Source organism: Anaeromassilibacillus sp. An250, assembly GCF_002159845.1.
Taxonomy (GTDB): domain Bacteria; phylum Bacillota; class Clostridia; order Oscillospirales; family Acutalibacteraceae; genus Anaeromassilibacillus; species Anaeromassilibacillus stercoravium.
Genome location: NZ_NFJK01000007.1, coordinates 35,492 through 53,754 on the forward strand (window position 1 = coordinate 35,492; position 18,263 = coordinate 53,754).

The 18,263-nt window shown below is 54.8% G+C and carries 18 protein-coding genes; 6 read left to right on the plus strand and 12 right to left on the minus strand.

Annotation, left to right across the window (positions count from 1 at the left end):
* The first annotated feature begins 5 nt into the window (after positions 1 to 5).
* From tsaE to upp, 5 genes are all read left to right on the plus strand, one after another.
* Positions 6 to 443, plus strand: coding sequence for a tRNA (adenosine(37)-N6)-threonylcarbamoyltransferase complex ATPase subunit type 1 TsaE (gene tsaE / locus B5F54_RS07765; RefSeq protein ID WP_087233061.1), 438 nt, complete (start codon positions 6 to 8; stop codon positions 441 to 443).
* A complete protein-coding gene (gene tsaB / locus B5F54_RS07770) occupies positions 440 to 1,153 on the plus strand; it encodes a tRNA (adenosine(37)-N6)-threonylcarbamoyltransferase complex dimerization subunit type 1 TsaB (protein WP_087232751.1) in 714 nt (237 codons plus the stop codon). Before tsaE ends, tsaB begins: the two co-directional genes overlap by 4 nt.
* Positions 1,154 to 1,170: 17 nt before the next feature.
* Positions 1,171 to 2,601, plus strand: coding sequence for a transglutaminase domain-containing protein (locus B5F54_RS07775; protein WP_087232754.1), 1,431 nt, complete (start codon positions 1,171 to 1,173; stop codon positions 2,599 to 2,601).
* A 24-nt stretch (positions 2,602 to 2,625) separates the two neighbouring features.
* The gene (gene rpiB / locus B5F54_RS07780; RefSeq protein ID WP_087232757.1) at positions 2,626 to 3,069 is read left to right on the plus strand and encodes a ribose 5-phosphate isomerase B; all 444 of its coding nucleotides are present in this window, start codon (positions 2,626 to 2,628) and stop codon (positions 3,067 to 3,069) included.
* Positions 3,070 to 3,164: 95 nt separating this feature from the next.
* Positions 3,165 to 3,797 (plus strand): uracil phosphoribosyltransferase, encoded by a 633-nt coding sequence (gene upp / locus B5F54_RS07785; RefSeq protein WP_087232760.1) that lies wholly within the window; start codon positions 3,165 to 3,167, stop codon positions 3,795 to 3,797.
* 69 nt (positions 3,798 to 3,866) lie between these two features.
* Here upp and B5F54_RS07790 read toward each other — a convergent pair whose 3' ends face one another.
* On the minus strand, positions 3,867 to 4,796 hold the full coding sequence (locus B5F54_RS07790) for a hypothetical protein (RefSeq protein WP_087232763.1): 930 nt from the start codon (positions 4,794 to 4,796) through the stop codon (positions 3,867 to 3,869).
* Positions 4,797 to 4,874: 78 nt separating this feature from the next.
* Positions 4,875 to 6,074, minus strand: coding sequence for a tRNA(Met) cytidine acetate ligase (locus B5F54_RS07795; protein WP_087232766.1), 1,200 nt, complete (start codon positions 6,072 to 6,074; stop codon positions 4,875 to 4,877).
* A 213-nt stretch (positions 6,075 to 6,287) separates the two neighbouring features.
* Here B5F54_RS07795 and B5F54_RS07800 point away from each other — a divergent pair, with 213 nt between their 5' ends.
* Complete coding sequence (locus B5F54_RS07800) at positions 6,288 to 7,544, plus strand: acetate/propionate family kinase (RefSeq protein WP_087232769.1); 1,257 nt, start codon at positions 6,288 to 6,290, stop codon at positions 7,542 to 7,544.
* A 172-nt stretch (positions 7,545 to 7,716) separates the two neighbouring features.
* Here the strand turns inward: B5F54_RS07800 and B5F54_RS07810 are convergent, their stop codons facing one another.
* The 10 genes from B5F54_RS07810 to B5F54_RS07855 all read right to left on the minus strand — a co-directional run bounded on the left by B5F54_RS07810 (position 7,717) and on the right by B5F54_RS07855 (position 18,157).
* On the minus strand, positions 7,717 to 8,343 hold the full coding sequence (locus B5F54_RS07810; protein ID WP_087232774.1) for a V-type ATP synthase subunit D: 627 nt from the start codon (positions 8,341 to 8,343) through the stop codon (positions 7,717 to 7,719).
* A gap of 32 nt (positions 8,344 to 8,375) precedes the next feature.
* On the minus strand, positions 8,376 to 9,815 hold the full coding sequence (locus B5F54_RS07815; RefSeq protein ID WP_087232777.1) for a V-type ATP synthase subunit B: 1,440 nt from the start codon (positions 9,813 to 9,815) through the stop codon (positions 8,376 to 8,378).
* 16 nt (positions 9,816 to 9,831) lie between these two features.
* Positions 9,832 to 11,592 (minus strand): V-type ATP synthase subunit A, encoded by a 1,761-nt coding sequence (locus tag B5F54_RS07820; protein WP_087232780.1) that lies wholly within the window; start codon positions 11,590 to 11,592, stop codon positions 9,832 to 9,834.
* A gap of 37 nt (positions 11,593 to 11,629) precedes the next feature.
* Positions 11,630 to 12,235 carry a V-type ATP synthase subunit E gene (locus B5F54_RS07825; protein ID WP_207738153.1) on the minus strand — a complete coding sequence of 202 codons (606 nt, stop codon included), beginning with the start codon at positions 12,233 to 12,235 and terminating at the stop codon, positions 11,630 to 11,632.
* A gap of 29 nt (positions 12,236 to 12,264) precedes the next feature.
* Positions 12,265 to 12,573, minus strand: a complete 309-nt coding sequence (locus B5F54_RS07830) for a V-type ATP synthase subunit F (protein WP_087232783.1) — start codon at positions 12,571 to 12,573, stop codon at positions 12,265 to 12,267.
* Between the two features lie 42 nt (positions 12,574 to 12,615).
* Complete coding sequence (locus B5F54_RS07835; RefSeq protein WP_087232785.1) at positions 12,616 to 13,068, minus strand: ATP synthase subunit C; 453 nt, start codon at positions 13,066 to 13,068, stop codon at positions 12,616 to 12,618.
* Positions 13,069 to 13,174: 106 nt separating this feature from the next.
* Positions 13,175 to 15,121, minus strand: coding sequence for a V-type ATP synthase subunit I (locus tag B5F54_RS07840; protein WP_087232788.1), 1,947 nt, complete (start codon positions 15,119 to 15,121; stop codon positions 13,175 to 13,177).
* Between the two features lie 3 nt (positions 15,122 to 15,124).
* The gene (locus tag B5F54_RS07845) at positions 15,125 to 16,183 is read right to left on the minus strand and encodes a V0D/AC39 family V-type ATPase subunit (protein ID WP_087232791.1); all 1,059 of its coding nucleotides are present in this window, start codon (positions 16,181 to 16,183) and stop codon (positions 15,125 to 15,127) included.
* A 4-nt stretch (positions 16,184 to 16,187) separates the two neighbouring features.
* Positions 16,188 to 16,499 (minus strand): hypothetical protein, encoded by a 312-nt coding sequence (locus B5F54_RS07850; protein WP_087232795.1) that lies wholly within the window; start codon positions 16,497 to 16,499, stop codon positions 16,188 to 16,190.
* A 299-nt stretch (positions 16,500 to 16,798) separates the two neighbouring features.
* A complete protein-coding gene (locus B5F54_RS07855) occupies positions 16,799 to 18,157 on the minus strand; it encodes a PFL family protein (protein ID WP_087232798.1) in 1,359 nt (452 codons plus the stop codon).
* Positions 18,158 to 18,263 lie beyond the last annotated feature (106 nt).

An 18,263-nucleotide genomic window follows, 5' to 3' on the forward strand; every position in this document is an offset into this window, starting at 1 on the left:
GAAATTTGACCTATACGACCCATTCCCCAGAGGAAACGGAGAAGCTGGGCGAGGCCATCGCCCAACGGCTTTCCGGGGGAGAGGTGCTGGCGCTGTTTGGCGGCATGGGCATGGGAAAAACCGCCCTGACGCGCGGCCTGGCGCGGGGACTCGGCGTGGAGGCGGGCGTTTCCAGCCCCACCTTCGCGCTGGTACATGAATACCATGGGCGCTTGCCCATCTATCACTTTGACATGTTCCGTGTGGACGGCTGGGACGATCTCTATTCCACCGGCTTTTTTGACTATCTGGAATGCGGCGGCGTGTTGGTGATTGAGTGGAGTGAAAACATTGAAAACGCCCTGCCGGAAAACGCGGTGCGCATTGCGATTTCGCGCGGTGCGGCGGAAGACGAGCGGGTGTTCCAGATCGACGGACTGAACATGGAAGGGATGATTCTTTGAGGATTCTTGCAATTGATTCCTCGGCAGGGGCTGCCTCCGCAGCAATTTGGGAGGATGGCAGCCTACTGGGGGAGTTTTTCACCAATACACGCTTGACCCATAGCCAGACGTTAATGCCGATGATCGGCGGCGTATTGGACTGTGCGCGTGTGCCCTTGGAAAGCATCGACCTGTTTGCTGTTTCGGCGGGCCCCGGATCGTTTACCGGGGTCCGGATCGGCGTGGCCAGCATCAAGGGACTTGCCATGGCCCAAGGGAAGCCCTGTGCAGGGGTTTCCACGTTGGAGGCCATGGCGCGCAACCTAGCGCACCTGGAGGGGTTGGTTTGTGCGGTGATGGATGCCCGGTGTGGGCAGGTGTATAATGCGCTGTTCCTGGCAGAAAGAGGAACGCTCACGCGTCTGACAGAGGACCGCGCGATTTCGATTGAGGATCTTGCTGCAGAGTTAGAGGAGATGCAAAGAGGAAAATCGCTGTTTCTGGTTGGTGACGGCGCAAAATTGTGCTATAATAAAGAACGATTGCAGGCTTTAGGCGCAAAATTGCCGCCGGAACCCCTTTTGTACCAACGCGCTTGGGGGGTTGCAGAGGTTGCAAAGGACTTGTTCGAGCGAGGAGAAACCCTAACTGCTGCGGCTTTGGCCCCTGTTTACCTGCGGATGCCGCAGGCCGAACGGGAACTGAAAAAACGGCAGGCTGCCCAAATGTAGCCGGAAAGGGGATAAAGATGAAGAAAAGGCCAATTGTTAGCGCCCTTTTGGCCGCCGTCCTTTTGACCTCCAGCTGGAGTCCAGCAGCGTTCGCAGCAACTATACCGGCCGCTGCCCCACAACCTGTTGTGCAACAGGTTTCTATAAGCAATCTGGATCAGGCAAAGGATGCGATCCATCAGGCCCTGTCCAATATGAGCGAGTCCGTTCAGTTAGGACAATACGGGCTGACGGAGCAGGAGTTTTCCGATCTGTACGACGCGATCTTGCGGGAAGACCCCTGGCTTTTCTATGTTGAGGGATGTACGTTCCATGTCAACCGGAGCGGGATTGTTGTCGATATGATCCCACGCAATACATACGACCCGGCGACCGTCCAGACGATGCGGGAAGAGCTGACCCAATCCATGCAGGCTGCGCTCTCCTGTATCGACCCGAATATGACGGCGACCGAAAAGGTGGTGCAGGTACATAATTATCTTGCTTTGACTTGTGCCTATGATTATGAAAACTATCAGACAGATACTATTCCGAGAAGTTCTTATACCGCTTACGGCGCGCTGGTGAGCCGCCGGGCGGTTTGCCAGGGATACTCTCTGGCGTTTGAGCTGCTGATGCAGCAGCTGGGGATCCCGTGTGCGATTGTGGAGAGCGACCCCATGAACCACGCCTGGAACGCGGTGCAGCTCGACGGGACCTGGTACCATGTGGACGTCACTTGGGACGATAGCGCGCCGGACCGGCCGGGCAGGTATTCGGTCGATATGCTGTTGACGAGCGACATGAAGGCAGGAAACAACCAAAACCAGCACAGGAATTGGGAGCACATGCCATCGCCGGCCTATAGCACCATCTTGGATAACATGGATTGGAGGCAGTTCATCTCCCAGATGGAGACAAAATACCGTTCGAATACGGCGTTGACGGTGGATACCTCTTCGTATACTTGTAAAAAGGGTTCAACCTATGTGTTCAAGGTGAACGCTTCGCCCAACCAGATTGTGGTCGCCCGCCCGGTGGACAGCAATGTTGCGCGCGTGAAGTTATTGCGCGCAGAGACGGACGGCTCGTATTATTTCCAGTTGGAGGGGCTCCAGCAGGGAAACACGGAGATTGAAATCATTGCTGAAAGCGGAAGAAGCACGCGGTTCCCATTGACAGTCCAGGGAGACCTTTATCAGAGCGATACCACCGGACAGCTTACCTTGAACCCCGGCCAGACCTACTATTTTAAACTGACCTATAATGGCTCTGGCCCCCTGGTGTTGCCCTATGTCAGTTCGGGGAATGGCATTGTGGGTGTGAAATTGGCCAAAACCTCCGGCAACTATGCGATCTATGCGGTTACGGCTGCGGCTACGGCAAACGCTTCCGGGACGCAGACTTACATTTACGCGACCCCAAACGGGGGAACGCCTGTGCCGCAATTTTCGGTCCGGGTTGCCTGAGAAACGATAGAAAGAAGGAATTTGATGATTTTATTAGGAGCCGATCACGGCGGCGTCGGATTGAAAGACGCAATCAAAAACTATTTGGAGCAGAATCACATCGCCTGCAAGGACTTTGGCACGTTTGATACGGAGTCGGTCGACTATGTACCCATCGCCTCCAAGGTGGCCCATGGGGTTGCAAACGGCGAGGGCGAGTTCGGGATCTTGTGCTGCGGTACGGGCATTGGCATGAGTATGGCGGCCAACAAGGTGCAGGGCGTTCGTGCGGCGGTGTGCTCAGATCCTTATTGTGTGGAGATGACCCGCCGCCATAACAACGCAAATGTCCTCTGTATGGGGGGACGGGTGATCGACGAGCAAAAGGCGGTAGAGTTTGTAAAGATTTTCCTGTCGACCGGATTTGAAGGGGGCCGCCACCAGAGAAGGGTCGATCAGATCGCTGCGGTGGAACGCGGAGAGCTGTAAACGGATAGCAGGGAAAGGGGCCGTCCTGCGGCAAAATTTCCCTTTGCAAAATTATAGGACGTTATTCATTACAGAATATAAATGGGGGAAAACAAATGGAAAATCAGGTTTTTGTCATGGACCATCCGTTGATTCAACACAAGCTTACCTTCCTGCGCGATAAGAATACGGGTTCCAAAGAGTTCCGCGAGCTGGTGGGCGAGATCGCTATGCTGATGTGCTACGAGGCGACGCGCGATCTTCCGCTCCAGGAAGTACACATTGAGACGCCGATGGGCGAGGCGACCACCAAAGTGATCGCTGGCCGGAAATTGGCGTTTGTGCCGATCCTGCGCGCAGGCCTCGGCATGGTGGAGGGCGTGTTGGAAATGGTGCCAGCCGCTAAGGTGGGCCATATCGGCCTCTACCGCGACCACAAGACGCTCCAGCCGGTGGAATACTACAACAAACTGCCGCAGGACATCACGGAACGCGATGTGATCGTCCTCGATCCCATGCTTGCGACCGGTGGATCTGCGATTGATGCGATCAGCATTGTCAAGCGCAGCAATCCCAAGAGCATCAAATTCATGTGCATTATTGCGGCGCCCGAGGGCGTCAAGGCGCTGTCTGAGGCGCATCCGGATGTACAGATTTATTGCGCAGCGGTGGACGATCATCTCAATGAGATCGGCTATATCGTTCCTGGCTTGGGCGACGCGGGCGACCGTATTTTTGGAACGCTTTGATATTTAGGAAGAAATGAAGAAACACCGGCAAGCAATAAGCTTGCCGGTGTTTTTATATGGAAATGTATTTTATTTCAAATTTTCAATATAGTGCTGGATGCTGTCTTCATCGGTGGGATGCACATCGCTGTAGGTGCGGAACAGGGAAAGGTTTTCCACGTGCCGGAGCGCGCCGCCCGCTTCGATCTGATAGAGCGGGCTCATGGTTTCCATCGAAAGATAGTCCCCATTGCAATAGGTCTCGAAGGAGCTGCCGTAATCGGGATAGGCGGCATCCGAGTATACGAAGTGCTTGATAAGCGTGTACGTCCGGTCAACATAGGCGGCCCAGCCCAGCGTATTGTTTGTGCCCAGTTTGAGCGGCCGGCCGTTCGAGGGGTCGTGCCGTAGGGTGAGGAAGCGGTTGCCAACATAGAGGCGCTCGTCGCGCGGGTCCGTATAGGGCCAAAATGTCAGCACCCGGTTTGGCAGGAGTTCGTCGTCCTCATCGGCACGGTTCTGCGGGATGATTTCCAGGCCGCCGCCGCGCACCATGGTGATCGGCCAGAGAGACAGCATCTGCCGTTCTTTCGAAAAATTCTTTACACTGTGGACCAGCATGACGTCCGAGGTATTATCCCCCATCACAATTTCCAGGCGGGTTTGCACGTCGTTATTTTTCTGTTTGGCAGAGGAAAAGGTCACACCGTCGGGAAGCAGGGCGTAGATGACGGGGTCGTTGTCTGGAAAGTAGGATTCCGGCATCCGTTCTGGGGCGAGCCACAGCCGGTGGCCGCCATAAAAATAACAGGCAGCGCCTTCTGAATAGTAATCGTCCATAAATTCGTTCTGCACTTTAAATTTGCGATCCAAGTCGTTGTACAGAATATTTTCGTTCCCAATAAATCCAAAGCGTACAACGCGCGGTCCACAATCGATGGTTACCACAAGATCAATGACCCCATTGGACAGCTGCACGCACTTTCCATAGTTTTCGAAATCAATTTCCTTAAGATCCAAAGAATGACACGTCCTTCAAATTGGAATTTCTTCTTGCGGTAGCTCCACAAAAGAGACGGAATCATGCTGGAAAGGAAGCTACATGTTGTCCCACACTTTGCATATTCCCGCAGTCCATTCCAGCCCGCACGGGTAAGGATTTGGCAAAAAGAGGGAATACACATCCGTGGATTGGCTCTCTAATTCAATCACATTTTGCGCAATATTGTCAAGAGATAAAATGTCCGATGAATTGGCGATGATCGGGCGTTTTGTCGTCATTTTTGATACATGTAAAATTTCCGCCCCACGGGGATTCATGCCAAGAATCCGCACATAAGGGGGAAAGCTCTGGGTGAGCGCGTTAGTGACCCCCAAAAAGGCGGAAAGAACCAACCGGCGGATCCGCGCCAGGGGATAGCGCTTGGTCTTCACCAAAGCATAGAGCTCTTCCAGGGAAGCGGCCTTTCGAGCCGCGGCATACAACCGGTTTTCCAGCCCTTCGCTGATATCGGGAAGGCAGACAAAAGCTTCCGGTTCCATGGTTCTTAGTTTGGCCAGAATGGCGCGTTCCATCCGCTCCAAGGAGGCGGGCGCATGACCGGCATCCAATTCTGCTTGAAGGATTTCCGCTGCGGGGACGGGCATATAGGGGGCAAAATCCATGCCTCCCGCTGCGAGGGAACGGATATAACTGGCGCTGGCGGTTTCGGCGTCGCTAGTGAAGGAATCGTGCGAAGCGCCAACCCGCTGCATGGTAAACACACGCATAGGGGAGGACTGGGACAGGAGCGCCTTGCAATACTCCACCCCCAGAGTGTTGTTGGGGGTTTGCAGGACTGCGGCGGTTTCTGGGCCGGACAAGCGCGCTAAGGCGCGTTCCCTCGCGCGTGCAAAGGTGCATCCGTTCTGTAGTTCTTCCCGCAAAAGCGGCGGAAATTCTGGAGAAAGCAAATCCTTTGCCGCTTTTATCAGAAGGGCTGCGTTTCCGCATTCACTTCCAAAGCTGATGACGTCTGCTCCCAGGCAATCCAATAAAAAGACGCCGCCCCGCGCAAATGTTTCCGCAGTGCTCATGGCCCAGGGAAGCGGGAGTTCCACCACAAGATCCACGCCGCAGCGCAGCGCTTGCTTGGCCCGCATACGCTTTTCCAGCAGGGCCGGTTCCCCGCGCTGCACGTAGTTTCCGCTCATAACGGCGGCAATATGCGTGGCCCCCTGCCGGCGCGTTTCCTCGACGAGGGCAAGATGCCCCAAATGAAAGGGGTTGTATTCACAAATCATTCCAGCAATCTGCATTTCCTTGGAAAACTCCTTGAATTTGTTCGATTCTTGTACTATTATAATAATACCATATTGTCAGGTTATTTGAACATAAAATTGGTTGAAGAGCGTTTTTTTCTGTTTTATCCAAACGACAATATCGGATGAAAAGAGCAGCGCTGCCGGTCCGGGAGGGAGCTCCCTTGTCATTGGGGACGGTGTGCTGTAAAACAGGAGGAGAGGTTTCCAATGAAAGTTTTGGTTATTAACGCCGGTAGTTCTTCTTTGAAGTACCAGCTGATCGACATGGACAGCGAGCGGATGCTGGCCAAGGGCAATTGCGAAAGAATCGGTATGGACGGCAGCATCTTTATTCATAAAACGTCCGACGGCCGCGGCAAGCGGATGCAGGTGCCCATGAAGGATCACACGGATGCATTTATGCATGTTACGCAGGCATTGACCGACCCCAAGGTGGGCGTCATCAAGAATTTGGACGAAGTCAGCGCCATTGGACATCGCGTTGCACAGGGCGGTTCCAAATTCCGCAAATCCGTTTTGGTCAACGACGAGGTGATCCAGGGAATCCGCAGCCTGATTCCGTTGGCGCCGCTGCACAACGGCCCGGAATTGGATGGTATCCTTGCCTGCGAAAAGGTATTTGGGGAAGATGTTCCGGAAGTCGTGGTATTTGATACTTCCTTCCATTCCACCATGCCGCCCAAGGCATATATGTATGCCATCCCCTATGAGTACTATGAGAAATACGGTATCCGCCGGTACGGTTTCCACGGAACCTCCCACCGGTATGTCAGCCGTCATTGCGCGCATTTGATGCACCAGCCGCTGGAGGACATCAAAATGGTGACCTGCCATATCGGAAACGGCTCTTCGATTGCCGCAATCCAGGATGGCCGTGTTATCGACACCAGCATGGGCTTGACGCCGTTGGACGGCTTTATGATGGGCACGCGCTGCGGTTCTTTGGACCCGTCCATCGTCACATTCCTCATGGAGAAAGAGAATTTGACCCCTCAGCAGATGGACGAAGTCTTGAATAAGAAGTCCGGCCTATTGGGTATTTCTGGGATCTCCAGCGATGACCGCGACGTGACGAAGGCGGCAATTGAGGGCAACCCGCGCGCGATTCTGGCGCATGATATGCTGGCCTATCAGATCATCAAGCAGATCGGCGCGTATGCGGCGGCCATGAACGGCTTGGATGCCATCGTGTTCACCGCCGGCCTGGGCGAGAACCAGCCGCACCACCGTTATGCGATCTGCCGCGGCCTGCGTTATCTCGGCCTGAAGATCGATGCAGAGCGCAACGAAGAGATGGTCGGCGGCAAGGAAGGCAAGATCTCTACGTTTGATTCCCAGGTTGCCGTCTACGTCATCCCGACCAACGAGGAGCTGGTCATTGCGCGCGATACCAAGGTGATCGTGGAAAAGCTGAACTATGCGTCCACAGAAGACAAGACCATTGTTGACCTAGAGGACATCTAAAGCGGTTTGAAGCGCAATGTTCCATTCGTTTTTATGAGAAATACAGCAAAGCGGCGGCGTGAGAGAATCACACCGCCGCTTTTTATCGAATTCCTTTGGCCCTATGGCTGCTTCGCCGCAGAAATATGCAAAAACGGCTGCCCCGGTAAAAACCGCCGGGACAGCCATTCTTTTATGCGGATTCGGTTTTTCCGGCCTTCTGCTTTTTGATGACTTTCAGGCGGGAAAACTCCTCGCGTTCCTTTTCCTCCAACGCATCTGTGATGAATTTCACGGTCTCCTCAAAGCGGGGGATCATGATGTTCTTGAGGGCGTTGGCGCGCTTCTGTGTCTTTTTAATGGCGTCTGCCAACCGGTAGACGCTGTTTTCCACCTCAGCCAGCTCTGCCGTCAGCCGCTTGACCTCGTTAAATTTGCTGTAAGCGTCGTCCAGCATGATGTTGGTGGTGTTCAGGCCAAACGGGATCGGGATTTCGCGCGGCGTCAGGGAGACCATGGGGATTTCCACGCCCATGACGCTACGGTAGGCGACGTTCAACCCGTCGTCCAGCGGGACCGTCTGGGAAAGTTCGCCGCAGATACCCAGGGTGATGTTGGCCCTCTGTAGGGCCGCATAAGCATCCTCATAGGTCTGGTCGATTTTCCCTTGAATGGCATTGGCACGGTCGATCAGCGCCATCATTTCGCGGATGAGGATGTTGCGCTTGCGGTCCAACAGTTCAAACCCGGTGCGGGAGAGCTCTAAGGATTTTTTGGTCGCCAGAAGGTTTCCCTTGGTTGGTACAACTTGATTTGCCATAATGGTGCCCTCTTTTCCTTATCAGCCCCGCATCACGGGGTTTGCCCCGCAGCCGCTGGCTGGGACGCCCGTTCTCCCTCTGTTTCAAGCTGCTTTTTGGCCTTTTCATAGTATTTGTCGAGCAGTTCATCGTCCACACGGTCCAACTCCTCGCGTGGAAGCGTGGCAAGCAGCGTCCAGCCGAGATCCAGGCTTTGCTCAATGCTGCGGTTCTCGTTAAAGCCCTGGTTGACATATTGCTCCTCGAAGCGTTTGCCAAATTCCAGATACTTTTTGTCCGTCGGGGAGAGTTCCTCTTCGCCGATGACGGAGGCCAGCGAGCGCGCGTCCATCACCTTGGCATAGGCGGCGAAGAGCTGGTTGGAGAGCGCCGAGTGGTCCTCGCGCGTATATCCGGCGCCGATGCCGTCCTTCATCAGACGGGAGAGGGAGGGCAGCACGGAAACCGGCGGATAGATGCCGCTGTTGTCCAAGGCGCGGTCCAGAACGATCTGTCCTTCGGTGATATAACCGGTCAAGTCGGGGACCGGGTGTGTGACGTCGTCGTTTGGCATGGTCAAAATCGGGATCTGTGTGACGGACCCCTCTTTACCGCGCACCATGCCCGCGCGTTCATACAGGGAGGCGAGGTCCGAATATAAGTAGCCCGGGTAGCCCTTTCTTCCGGGAATTTCGCCCTTGCTGGAGCTGAATTCACGCAGCGCCTCCGCATAGGAGGTCATATCCGTCATGATGACCAGCACGTGCATGCCGAGCTCAAAGGCGAGGTATTCCGCGACGGTCAAGGCGCAGCGCGGCGTCAGGATACGTTCGATGATCGGGTCGTTGGAGAGGTTCAAAAACATAACGACCTTTTGCAGCACGCCGGATTCATCGAAGGAGCGGCGGAAATATTCGGCCACGTCGTTCTTGGCGCCCATAGCGGCAAACACGATGGCAAAGTTGTTCTCATTTGCGTCTTTGATCTTCGCCTGGCGTGCAATCTGGACAGCAAGCTCATTGTGCTTCATGCCGGAACCGGAGAAGATGGGCAGCTTCTGCCCGCGGATCAACGTCATCAGCACATCGATGGTGGAGATGCCGGTGTTGATGTAGTTCTTCGGATAGATACGGGAAACCGGGTTGATGGGGGTGCCGTTGATATTGGCGCGCTTGAGCGGGAAGATATCGCCCAAGCCGTCGATCGGGCGGCCTGCGCCGTCGAACACGCGCCCCAAAATTTCCGGGGAGAGGGGCATTTCCATCGGGTGGCCCAGAAGCCGTGTGCGGGTGTTCTGGAGGGAAATGCCGCGCGTTCCTTCAAACACCTGGATGACGACGCGCTTGCCCTCCATCTGTACGATTCGGCCCTGCCGCATGGTGCCGTCATCCATGCGGATGTCGACCACCTCTTCAAAGGAAGCATTTTCTACATCGTCCAGAACGATCAAGGAGCCGTTGATCTCCTTTACGCCGATATAATCTAGTATCATTTTATCACCTGCTTCCTTATGCGTTTACAATGTTGGAAAGAGTTTCGTCGATTTCTTTCATGTAATCGTCGAACATCTCCGGCTTGTTGTTTGGAATATCGTATTTCATTTTGACCAGCTTATCGAACAAGCCGCTCGCAAGGATGCCGGAGATCGGCACGCTGGCCGCGACCAGCTGTTTCGCCTTTTTGTAGAGATGCAGGATGACCTTCATCATCAACATTTGCTTTTCCAGGGGGACGAACGTATCGTCCGCATGGAAGGCGTTCTGCTGGAGGAATCCCACGCGGATGACGCGGGCCGTCTCGATAATCAGCTTCTGGTCGTCCGGAAGGACGTCCGAACCGATCAACTTGACGATTTCCATCAGCTGGCTTTCCTCCTGGAGGATATGGGAGATGCGCCTGCGGTATTTGACAAAGTCCGCCCCCACGTGGTCCGTGTACCATTGGTCCAGATCGCCGAAATACTCGCTGTAGCTCTGGGTCCAGTTGATAGCCGGATAGTGGCGCGCGTAGGCCAGCGCCTTATCGAGCGCCCAAAAGCAGCGGGTGAAACGCTTGGTATTCTGGGTGACCGGTTCCGAGAAGTCGGAACCCTGGGGGGATACAGCACCGATGATGGTGACGGACCCGTCGGTCCCATTGAGGTTCTTGGCCATGCCGGCGCGCTCGTAGAATTCCGACAAGCGGCTGGGCAGGTAGGCGGGGAAGCCTTCCTCCGCGGGCATTTCCTCCAAACGGCCACTGATTTCGCGCAGGGCTTCCGCCCAACGGGAGGTGGAGTCGGCCATGATTGCAACGTGATAGCCCATATCGCGGTAATATTCCGCCAGCGTGATGCCCGTGTAGATGGAGGCTTCACGGGCTGCCACCGGCATGTTGCTCGTGTTGGCGATCAACACCGTGCGGTCCGTCATCGGGCGGCCCGACTTCGGGTCCACCAGTTCGGAGAATTCGTCCAGAACCTGGCTCATCTCGTTTCCGCGTTCGCCGCAGCCCACATAGATGATGATGTCTGCGTCGCACCATTTGGCAAGCTGGTGCTGCGTCATCGTCTTGCCCGTACCGAACCCGCCGGGAATCGCCGCGGTGCCGCCCTTGGCGATGGGGAACAGGGTGTCGATGACACGCTGCCCGGTGATCAGCGGGACGTCGGTGCGCAGGCGCTCTGCAACGGGGCGCGGAACACGGATCGGCCATTTCTGGCAAAGGGAGAGCTCATGGAGCGCTCCCTGGTCGTCCTGCAGGGTGACAATCGTATCGTTCACACGGTACGCCCCGTTTGGCACGACCTTTTGAACAACGCCGCTGATCTGCGGCGGGACCATACATTTATGGCGTATAATGGGCGTCTCGGGGCACTCGGCATAGACGTCGCCCCCCTTGAGCCGGTCGCCCGGCTTGACCGAGAGGGTCACATCCCACTGGCGCTGGGTATCCAGGGAGGGGACAGAGCTGCCGCGCGAAATAAACGCGCCGCTTTCCTCTTCAATCGCCTTCAGCGGGCGCTCGATGCCGTCAAAAATATTGTCGAGGATGCCCGGGCCCAGGGTGACGTTCATCGGGCTTCCCGTCCCTACAACAGGTTCCCCCGGACGGAGGCCCGTCGTCTCCTCATAGACCTGGATGGTGGTGAAGTCGCTGGTGATTCCGATGACCTCTCCCACCAGACGTTCTTTTCCTACATAGACCATTTCCATCATGGAAAAGCTTTGCGCGGCTTTGACGGTGACGACCGGCCCATTGATGCCATATATGACCGTTTCATTTTTCATGTTTGGATCATTCCTTTCCGTCTTGTAGCTGCAACGGTTATCCGGCCAGCGTCAATCCAGAGTTTTCTTCGAACCAGCCGCGCTGGTCCTCCAGCATGGCGTCCAACGTTTCGTCCGCCATGATCCCCATCGCGCTGTTATAAGCGCGCAGGCCGCCGATCCGGATGGTGGGATCGGTTTCAAAGCGGCAGGGCTGCCCAAAGGCTTCGGCAATCTGCTGCTGATAGGGGGTGTCTTCCTTCCGCAGAAGGATGACGGTCCCTTCCTTTTGGAACGCAGAGGAGAGATTGCGCGCATAGGTTTGCAGCAGGGCTGCATACTCCGGCTTTTGCGTGTAAGCGCGGAGTTCCTCCGCCGCGCGGGAAAACACCTGCTCCATAATTTTGCGGCGCTGCTCCAGAAGAGCGCGGCGGCCGTCCATCTCCCGCTGCGCCAATTCGCGGGCGATGCCGCTGCGCATCTGCGCCATTTCTTTTTGAATCAAGTGGTAAGCCTCGGTGAGCACGCCGATTTCTGCCTCGTCGAGCTCCTTTTGCTTAAAGGCGGCGACCTCTTCCTCGATTTTTTTGCGCTGTTCTTCGCCATAATGGAGGATCGCCTGATAAAATTTTCCAATCTTTTCGTCGTTATAATTGATAGCCATGTCAAACCCCCATTTCGCCTGGAAGCGGCCTAAATTTTAATCCCGATGGCCTCGCGGACATAGCGGGTAATGGAATCTTTGGTGCGGCCATTGCCATGCCGGTCGGGGATTTCCACAATCAGCGGGCGCTTGGCCTTGAGCTTCAGGTCATAGATCATCTCCGGACACAATTGGAGCAGGCGCTCGGTAATCAGGATGACCGCCACGTCGTCCATGGCCATTGCTTCGGTCAAAGACTTTTTGACCTCCTCCGGCTCATGGACCACCACGCCTTCGATCCCCGCCAGGCGCATGCCCACTTGGGTGTCCACGTTATCGCTGATGAGATAAAAGCGCATGTAAATCCCTTCCTTCTATCGATGGCATCGGGCGCTTTTCGCTTAGACCTTGTTCAGGATCAGGATGGAAATCAGCAGGCCGTACAGGGCAATACCTTCGCCCAAAGCCACAAAGATCAGGGATTTACCGAACGCCTTCGGGTCTTCGCTGGTCGCGCCGATTGCTGCCGGAGCTGCCGCTGCAACGGCAACGCCGCCGCCGATGCCGGCAAGACCGGTAACCAGAGCCGCTGCAATCAGGCCCAAGCCCTTGGAGTTGTCCACAGGGGCCGCGGCCGTGTCAGAGGTAGTAACAGGGGCTGCCGCCGGTTCGCTGTCTTCTGGGGCAGCGGAAGCGATCATCGGCGCTGCAAAGGTGACGATGCAAACGGCGAGGAACGCAATGAGCTGCGTAGCGACCGCCCGGCTTGTTTTTTTACCGCGCTTGACCGCACGGATGGAAAATGCAACGGAAACAATCAGAAATACAATCGGAACACAGAACAGAATAGTCATGACAAATACCTCCAAATGAAATTTTCGTAGATTTGGAATTTATGTTTGCCGGACCGCAAAGGAACGGCGTTCGGCGAACAGGGAGGGAACACGCAATCTGTGCGCGTTAGGCGTCCCTGCGGACCACAACCGGGTTGAATGGACGGCCGTCCCCGTCGAAGAAACGGCTGAACATCTCATAGAATTCAAGTCTGAGCACTTGGATGCCGACCAGCAATCCCTCCAGGCCCATCACGAACACATTGCCGATGATGGCGATCAGCACATAGCCGATGCCGCTGGTCATTTCCGCCAGTGTGAACACCACCAGCATCATGCCCGCATGGACCAGGACAAACGCGCCGACGCGCAGGAAGGACATGGTGTTGGTCGCATAGCTGAGCAGATATTCAAACACCTCGAAGAAATTCTGCATGATGAAGTTTCCCCAGCTTTCCGGCTTCCAATCGGAGCGGCGCTCCACCAAGCCGCCGAGGATCTCGCGGAAGAAAATGACCGCGATCGGCAGGACGATCAGCCCGAGCACATAAGCAGTATTGACAATCTGCCAGCCAAATACAAGCTGCCCGCCAAAGCCGGCGACCAGCGCTGTGTAAAAGACCAGTCCAGCCAAACCATTGGGGCCGAAGAGCGCGTTCTCCCAGTGATGCCTGCGCAAGCTCGAATAGATGTTGATGAGCATGGCGACAACCACCAGCAACATGCCGATGCCCACAGCCGAATAGATAATCAGGTTGGTAGTATTGGGTTCCATAACCTCGATGGGCTTTTCGTCAAGGCCGAATACCGCCTTGTAGAGGGGGTCCAATGCGTGCTCGAACCCAAAGACCGAGCCGAACAAGGTCCCGAAAATGGCGGATGAGATGCCGCATGGGATCAACGCCTTGCCGAGCTTCATCTTTTTCCATTTCCACATTAGCCATCCTACGATGGACACGCACAGCCCCTGCCCGAGATCGCCGAACATAATGCCGAATAAAAGCACATACGTGATCGCCACAAAGGGGGTGGGGTCCACCTCGTCATAGGCAGGAAGACCGTACATATCCACAAAGAACTCAAACGGCTTGAAGACTTTCCTATTCTTCAAGGCGACCGGCGGAGAGTGGCTCAATTCCTCTTCCGCATCTTCAAAGGTATACTCCACAGATCTTAACCCGTCGAGCGCATGCCGGAAGTCCTCCTCGTGGTCTGCAGGGACCCAGCCGGTCAGAATGAAATTGTCATTATACCGTGCGGCATAACGGCGGATACCAAAGTAAACGGATTTTTCCGTTAGGAAGGAGAAGACCTTCTGGCACTCCGCTTCCTCCTGCGCCCAGAGCGTGTCAATTTTTTGATCCACGCGCTGGATGTGCTCGATCTCCTTGTCACGCAGGGCGCGCAGGGCTTCTGCGCTGCTCTCCGGCGTGCCTTTAAATTCCATAAATCGGGTTCGCTCGAAATAGAGGCTGGAAAAAATCCGGTCTATTTCGCTGACTACGTCAATCGGGGCGAAATAAACGCCCCAATAATGAAGGTTGTCATTGGTACATGGGAAAAAGATGACATAGGGATTCTGCTTATAGGCCTGTAATTTTTCGTAGCCCTCTTTCGGGAGAGATCCAAAACGCACTTTGATAAATTTGCATTTGCGGATTTCGTCGAGGTTTAAATCCATGCCGACGAAATGGCTGACCTGTTCAATTTCACGGGTATATTGCTCCACCTCTTGCTGCGCCTGGGTGCGTTCCTTTTGCAGGTCGCCTAGGGAGGTGGCTATGCGGCGAACATAGGCGTCCAACTCCTCGCGCGTGTACTGGATGCCCTCCATATCCTTCTCATCCAATAGCACCAGCTTTTTGCGGGCGCCTTTTACAGCGTCCGTCAACTGCTGCAAAGGAGTGGAGTACGGGTTTTCCTCATTGAGAGGGGAAAAGCCGGATGTGTCCGAATAGAAAGAGAGGGAATTGTCCGGATGGAACACGCAGGATTTGCCGCATATCATAGTCACATGGTCTAATTCGTCCATGCGCCCGATAATGCTCGCTACCTTAATCTTTTGTACAGCCAACCATCACGCCTCCTTTCTTGAAAAATCAGCAACCGTGAGAAGTTTTTGAATTTCTTCTGATGCCAAATGATAGCGGATACCTTCGATAATATTGATGATATCCTGTATCTCGATCTGTGCCAGGAAGATATACGAAAGCATCACAACGGAGGGATGCGTAGAAAAACGGATATCATGCCGGCAGGTCAGATATTTCATCCGGTCTGCCATCTGGTCGATGTACGTATGGGGCACTTTTTTACAGCGTTTCCCAATGGGCGCTTTTGCCATGACATCGAGGACCGCTTCCGGTTCTGCCTCTAGCATCTCATTCAGAAGGCGAGGATGGAGCGTCCCAAAGGGAAGCAACGTGCTGCGGATAAAGTCCGGGCTTTCGCGGTAAACCGTCTTCAGCCGGACAATACGCGCTGCATTGACCAAATCCATATAGGTTTGGAACAATTCCCGCAGCTGGCGGGCCGCTTGGCCATGGGTGTATTTGTCGATGATCTCGAACGCGCTGTTGTATAAATAGGTATACAGGGCGTTCTCAATCCCTGTGTAGTTCATCGGTATGCCCGGAACGGGCCGGAAAGGTTCCATGAGCTTGCGGTAAGGGGTGTGGCTGAGCGCGCTCAGCAGGTCTTCATAGTTCTTGACATGGGCCAACGCATAAAGGTCGATGCGCGTATGGCGGTTCAAAAAAGCGGGGAGCGAGAAGAGGTATTCCTCCGGGTTCCCGGCGTCAAGATACATTAAGCTGTGCAAAATCTGTTCGATTTCGCCGTGTTCCAACAGATAATCGGCAAAATGTTCCCCAACAGAGAGCTCATAACGGCAGAGGGAAGCATAATCTTCGAACAGCTTTTGCCGGAGTTTGCCCTCCAACTGGCCGCGATGGACATCGTTTTCGTTGATGCCTGCCAAAATGCCGCTGTAGGAAGTGCGGTTTTTGAGATAGCCGGCTACTTCGCTGACCGTTTTGCAGTTCAGCAGATCCCGGTAATTTTCTTCCCGGAGGCGTTTGCCGTACATCGCGCGCGCCTTCGATAAGATGGCATTGGAAGCAAATGAGGAAAGCATGGAATCACTCCCCAATCACTCTGGCCACGAGGGTGCGCACCCATTCGTCGCCCTTTTCTTTATATAGCGCATCCAAGCGCTGCGAGTATTCCCGGTTTTTTGCCTCCTTGCTTTTCCATTCCTCCTCAGCAGCTGCGCGTTCCTGCGGTTCGTTTAAAGCGATGCGTTTACGCGCGCGCGCAAGATACTCTTCACGGATCCGTTCGCGGCGTTCCGCCACCTCTTTTTCGGAGTTAACTTTTTCCAATTGGGCGGCATCCGTGATTTCCCTGGCCTTACGGTCCATATCGACGATTTCTTTTATCATGTCCTGCATGACCGTGCCCCTCCTTCCAAACGGATTGATTTGTTCAGCCGGATCAACCGGCTACAAACGCACAAACAGTTCTGCACTTACTTTGCCACCCTCGGTACGAAGCTGTCAAAATAGGCAGAACTGCGGGCAAAAGCACTTTAAATTTTGCAGATTTTCGACTTGGTTCCTGCAAGATTTCGGCTATATTATAAGCGTTTCAAGTTGCATTTTCAATATGATTTTCGGTAATCTTGCCAAATCCGATGGGGAAGATTTAGCGAGGTTTCCAAATTATTTTATTCAAACTGCCCATGGTACTTTTAATTTTTTAAGCTTTGCATTGGCGCGGGAATCCGACCGCCGCGATGGATAAATTTGGCAGGCGAATACCGGTTGACTTCCATGACGGGGCCGCCCCCCAATAGGCCGCCAAAATTGAGCTCGTCGCCTGCCGTTTTCCCGATCGCAGGGATCAGACGCACGGCGGTTGTCTTGGAGTTGACCATGCCGATGGCCGCTTCATCCGCGATAATGGCGGAGATCACTTCGGCAGGGGTATCGCCGGGAATAGCGATCATGTCCAAGCCGACAGAGCAAACCGCCGTCATGGCCTCAAGCTTGACCAGGGAGAGCGCGCCGCAGCGGGCCGCATCGATCATACCGGCGTCCTCGGTCACAGGGATAAACGCGCCGGACAAGCCGCCCACGTGGGAAGAAGCCATGATGCCGCCCTTTTTCACAGCGTCGTTCAGAAGCGCCAACGCCGCGGTTGTGCCATGGGCGCCGCAGCTTTCCAGGCCCATTTCCTCCAGGATGTGTGCAACCGAGTCGCCCACCGCCGGCGTTGGGGCAAGGGATAGGTCGACAATGCCAAAGGGGACAAACAGGCGGCGGGAGGCCTCCTGTGCAACCAGCTGGCCCATGCGGGTAATTTTGAAGGCAGTCTTTTTTACGATGTCTGCCACGCCGGAAAGGTCGCAGTCGCCGGCTTTGGCCAGCGCAGCGCGCACCACGCCGGGGCCGGAAACACCGACGTTAATGACGCAGTCCGGTTCACCGGGGCCGTGGAAGGCGCCGGCCATAAAGGGATTGTCCTCCGGGGCGTTGCAGAATACCACCAGCTTGGCTGCGCCGATGCAGTCATGGTCCGCTGTGCGCTCGGCTGTTTCCCGGATGATGGCGCCCATTTTTTCCACAGCATCCATATTGATGCCCGCTTTGGTGGTGCCGATATTGACCGAGGAACAGACAAATTCAGTCTCTGCGAGCGCCTCTGGAATGCTGGTCATCAAAGCATAGTCGCCAGGGCCAAACCCTTTGTGTACCAGGGCAGAATAACCGCCGATAAAGTTGACCCCGGTGGTTTTTGCAGCACGGTCGAGCGCTTTTGCAAAATGCACGGGACTGCTTCCGGGGCAGGCGGCGGCCAACATGGCGATCGGCGTGACGGAAATGCGCTTATGGATGATCGGGATCCCGTATTCTTTGCTGATGTCCTCGCCGGTTTTGACCAGGTTCCCGGCATAGCGGCAGATCTTATCATAGATTTTGTCACAAGCGGCTGTGACGTTGCTGTCGGCGCAGTCCAAGAGGGAAATCCCCATCGTGATGGTGCGCACATCGAGATTTTCATTGTCGATCATATTGATCGTTTCGAGAATATCATGGGAATTGAGCATGTTTGGGAATCACTCCTTATTCTTTCTCAAAAGGCGTATGATCATGAATCCGATTTAAAAAACATCAGGTTTGAAAACCGATATATTTAGTAAAAAGTAAAATGCC

What these genes read in the sequence shown, in the direction of transcription:
- B5F54_RS07775 (WP_087232754.1), top strand. Translation starts at nt 1,171, where the DNA reads ATGAAGAAAAGGCCAATTGTTAGCGCCCTTTTGGCCGCCGTCCTTTTG.
- rpiB (WP_087232757.1), top strand. Translation starts at nt 2,626, where the DNA reads ATGATTTTATTAGGAGCCGATCACGGCGGCGTCGGATTGAAAGACGCA.
- upp (WP_087232760.1), top strand. Translation starts at nt 3,165, where the DNA reads ATGGAAAATCAGGTTTTTGTCATGGACCATCCGTTGATTCAACACAAG.
- B5F54_RS07795 (WP_087232766.1), bottom strand. Translation starts at nt 6,074, where the DNA reads ATGCAGATTGCTGGAATGATTTGTGAATACAACCCCTTTCATTTGGGG.
- B5F54_RS07800 (WP_087232769.1), top strand. Translation starts at nt 6,288, where the DNA reads ATGAAAGTTTTGGTTATTAACGCCGGTAGTTCTTCTTTGAAGTACCAG.
- B5F54_RS07810 (WP_087232774.1), bottom strand. Translation starts at nt 8,343, where the DNA reads ATGGCAAATCAAGTTGTACCAACCAAGGGAAACCTTCTGGCGACCAAA.
- B5F54_RS07815 (WP_087232777.1), bottom strand. Translation starts at nt 9,815, where the DNA reads ATGATACTAGATTATATCGGCGTAAAGGAGATCAACGGCTCCTTGATC.
- B5F54_RS07820 (WP_087232780.1), bottom strand. Translation starts at nt 11,592, where the DNA reads ATGAAAAATGAAACGGTCATATATGGCATCAATGGGCCGGTCGTCACC.
- B5F54_RS07825 (WP_207738153.1), bottom strand. Translation starts at nt 12,235, where the DNA reads ATGGCTATCAATTATAACGACGAAAAGATTGGAAAATTTTATCAGGCG.
- B5F54_RS07830 (WP_087232783.1), bottom strand. Translation starts at nt 12,573, where the DNA reads ATGCGCTTTTATCTCATCAGCGATAACGTGGACACCCAAGTGGGCATG.
- B5F54_RS07835 (WP_087232785.1), bottom strand. Translation starts at nt 13,068, where the DNA reads ATGACTATTCTGTTCTGTGTTCCGATTGTATTTCTGATTGTTTCCGTT.
- B5F54_RS07845 (WP_087232791.1), bottom strand. Translation starts at nt 16,183, where the DNA reads ATGCTTTCCTCATTTGCTTCCAATGCCATCTTATCGAAGGCGCGCGCG.
- B5F54_RS07850 (WP_087232795.1), bottom strand. Translation starts at nt 16,499, where the DNA reads ATGCAGGACATGATAAAAGAAATCGTCGATATGGACCGTAAGGCCAGG.
- B5F54_RS07855 (WP_087232798.1), bottom strand. Translation starts at nt 18,157, where the DNA reads ATGCTCAATTCCCATGATATTCTCGAAACGATCAATATGATCGACAAT.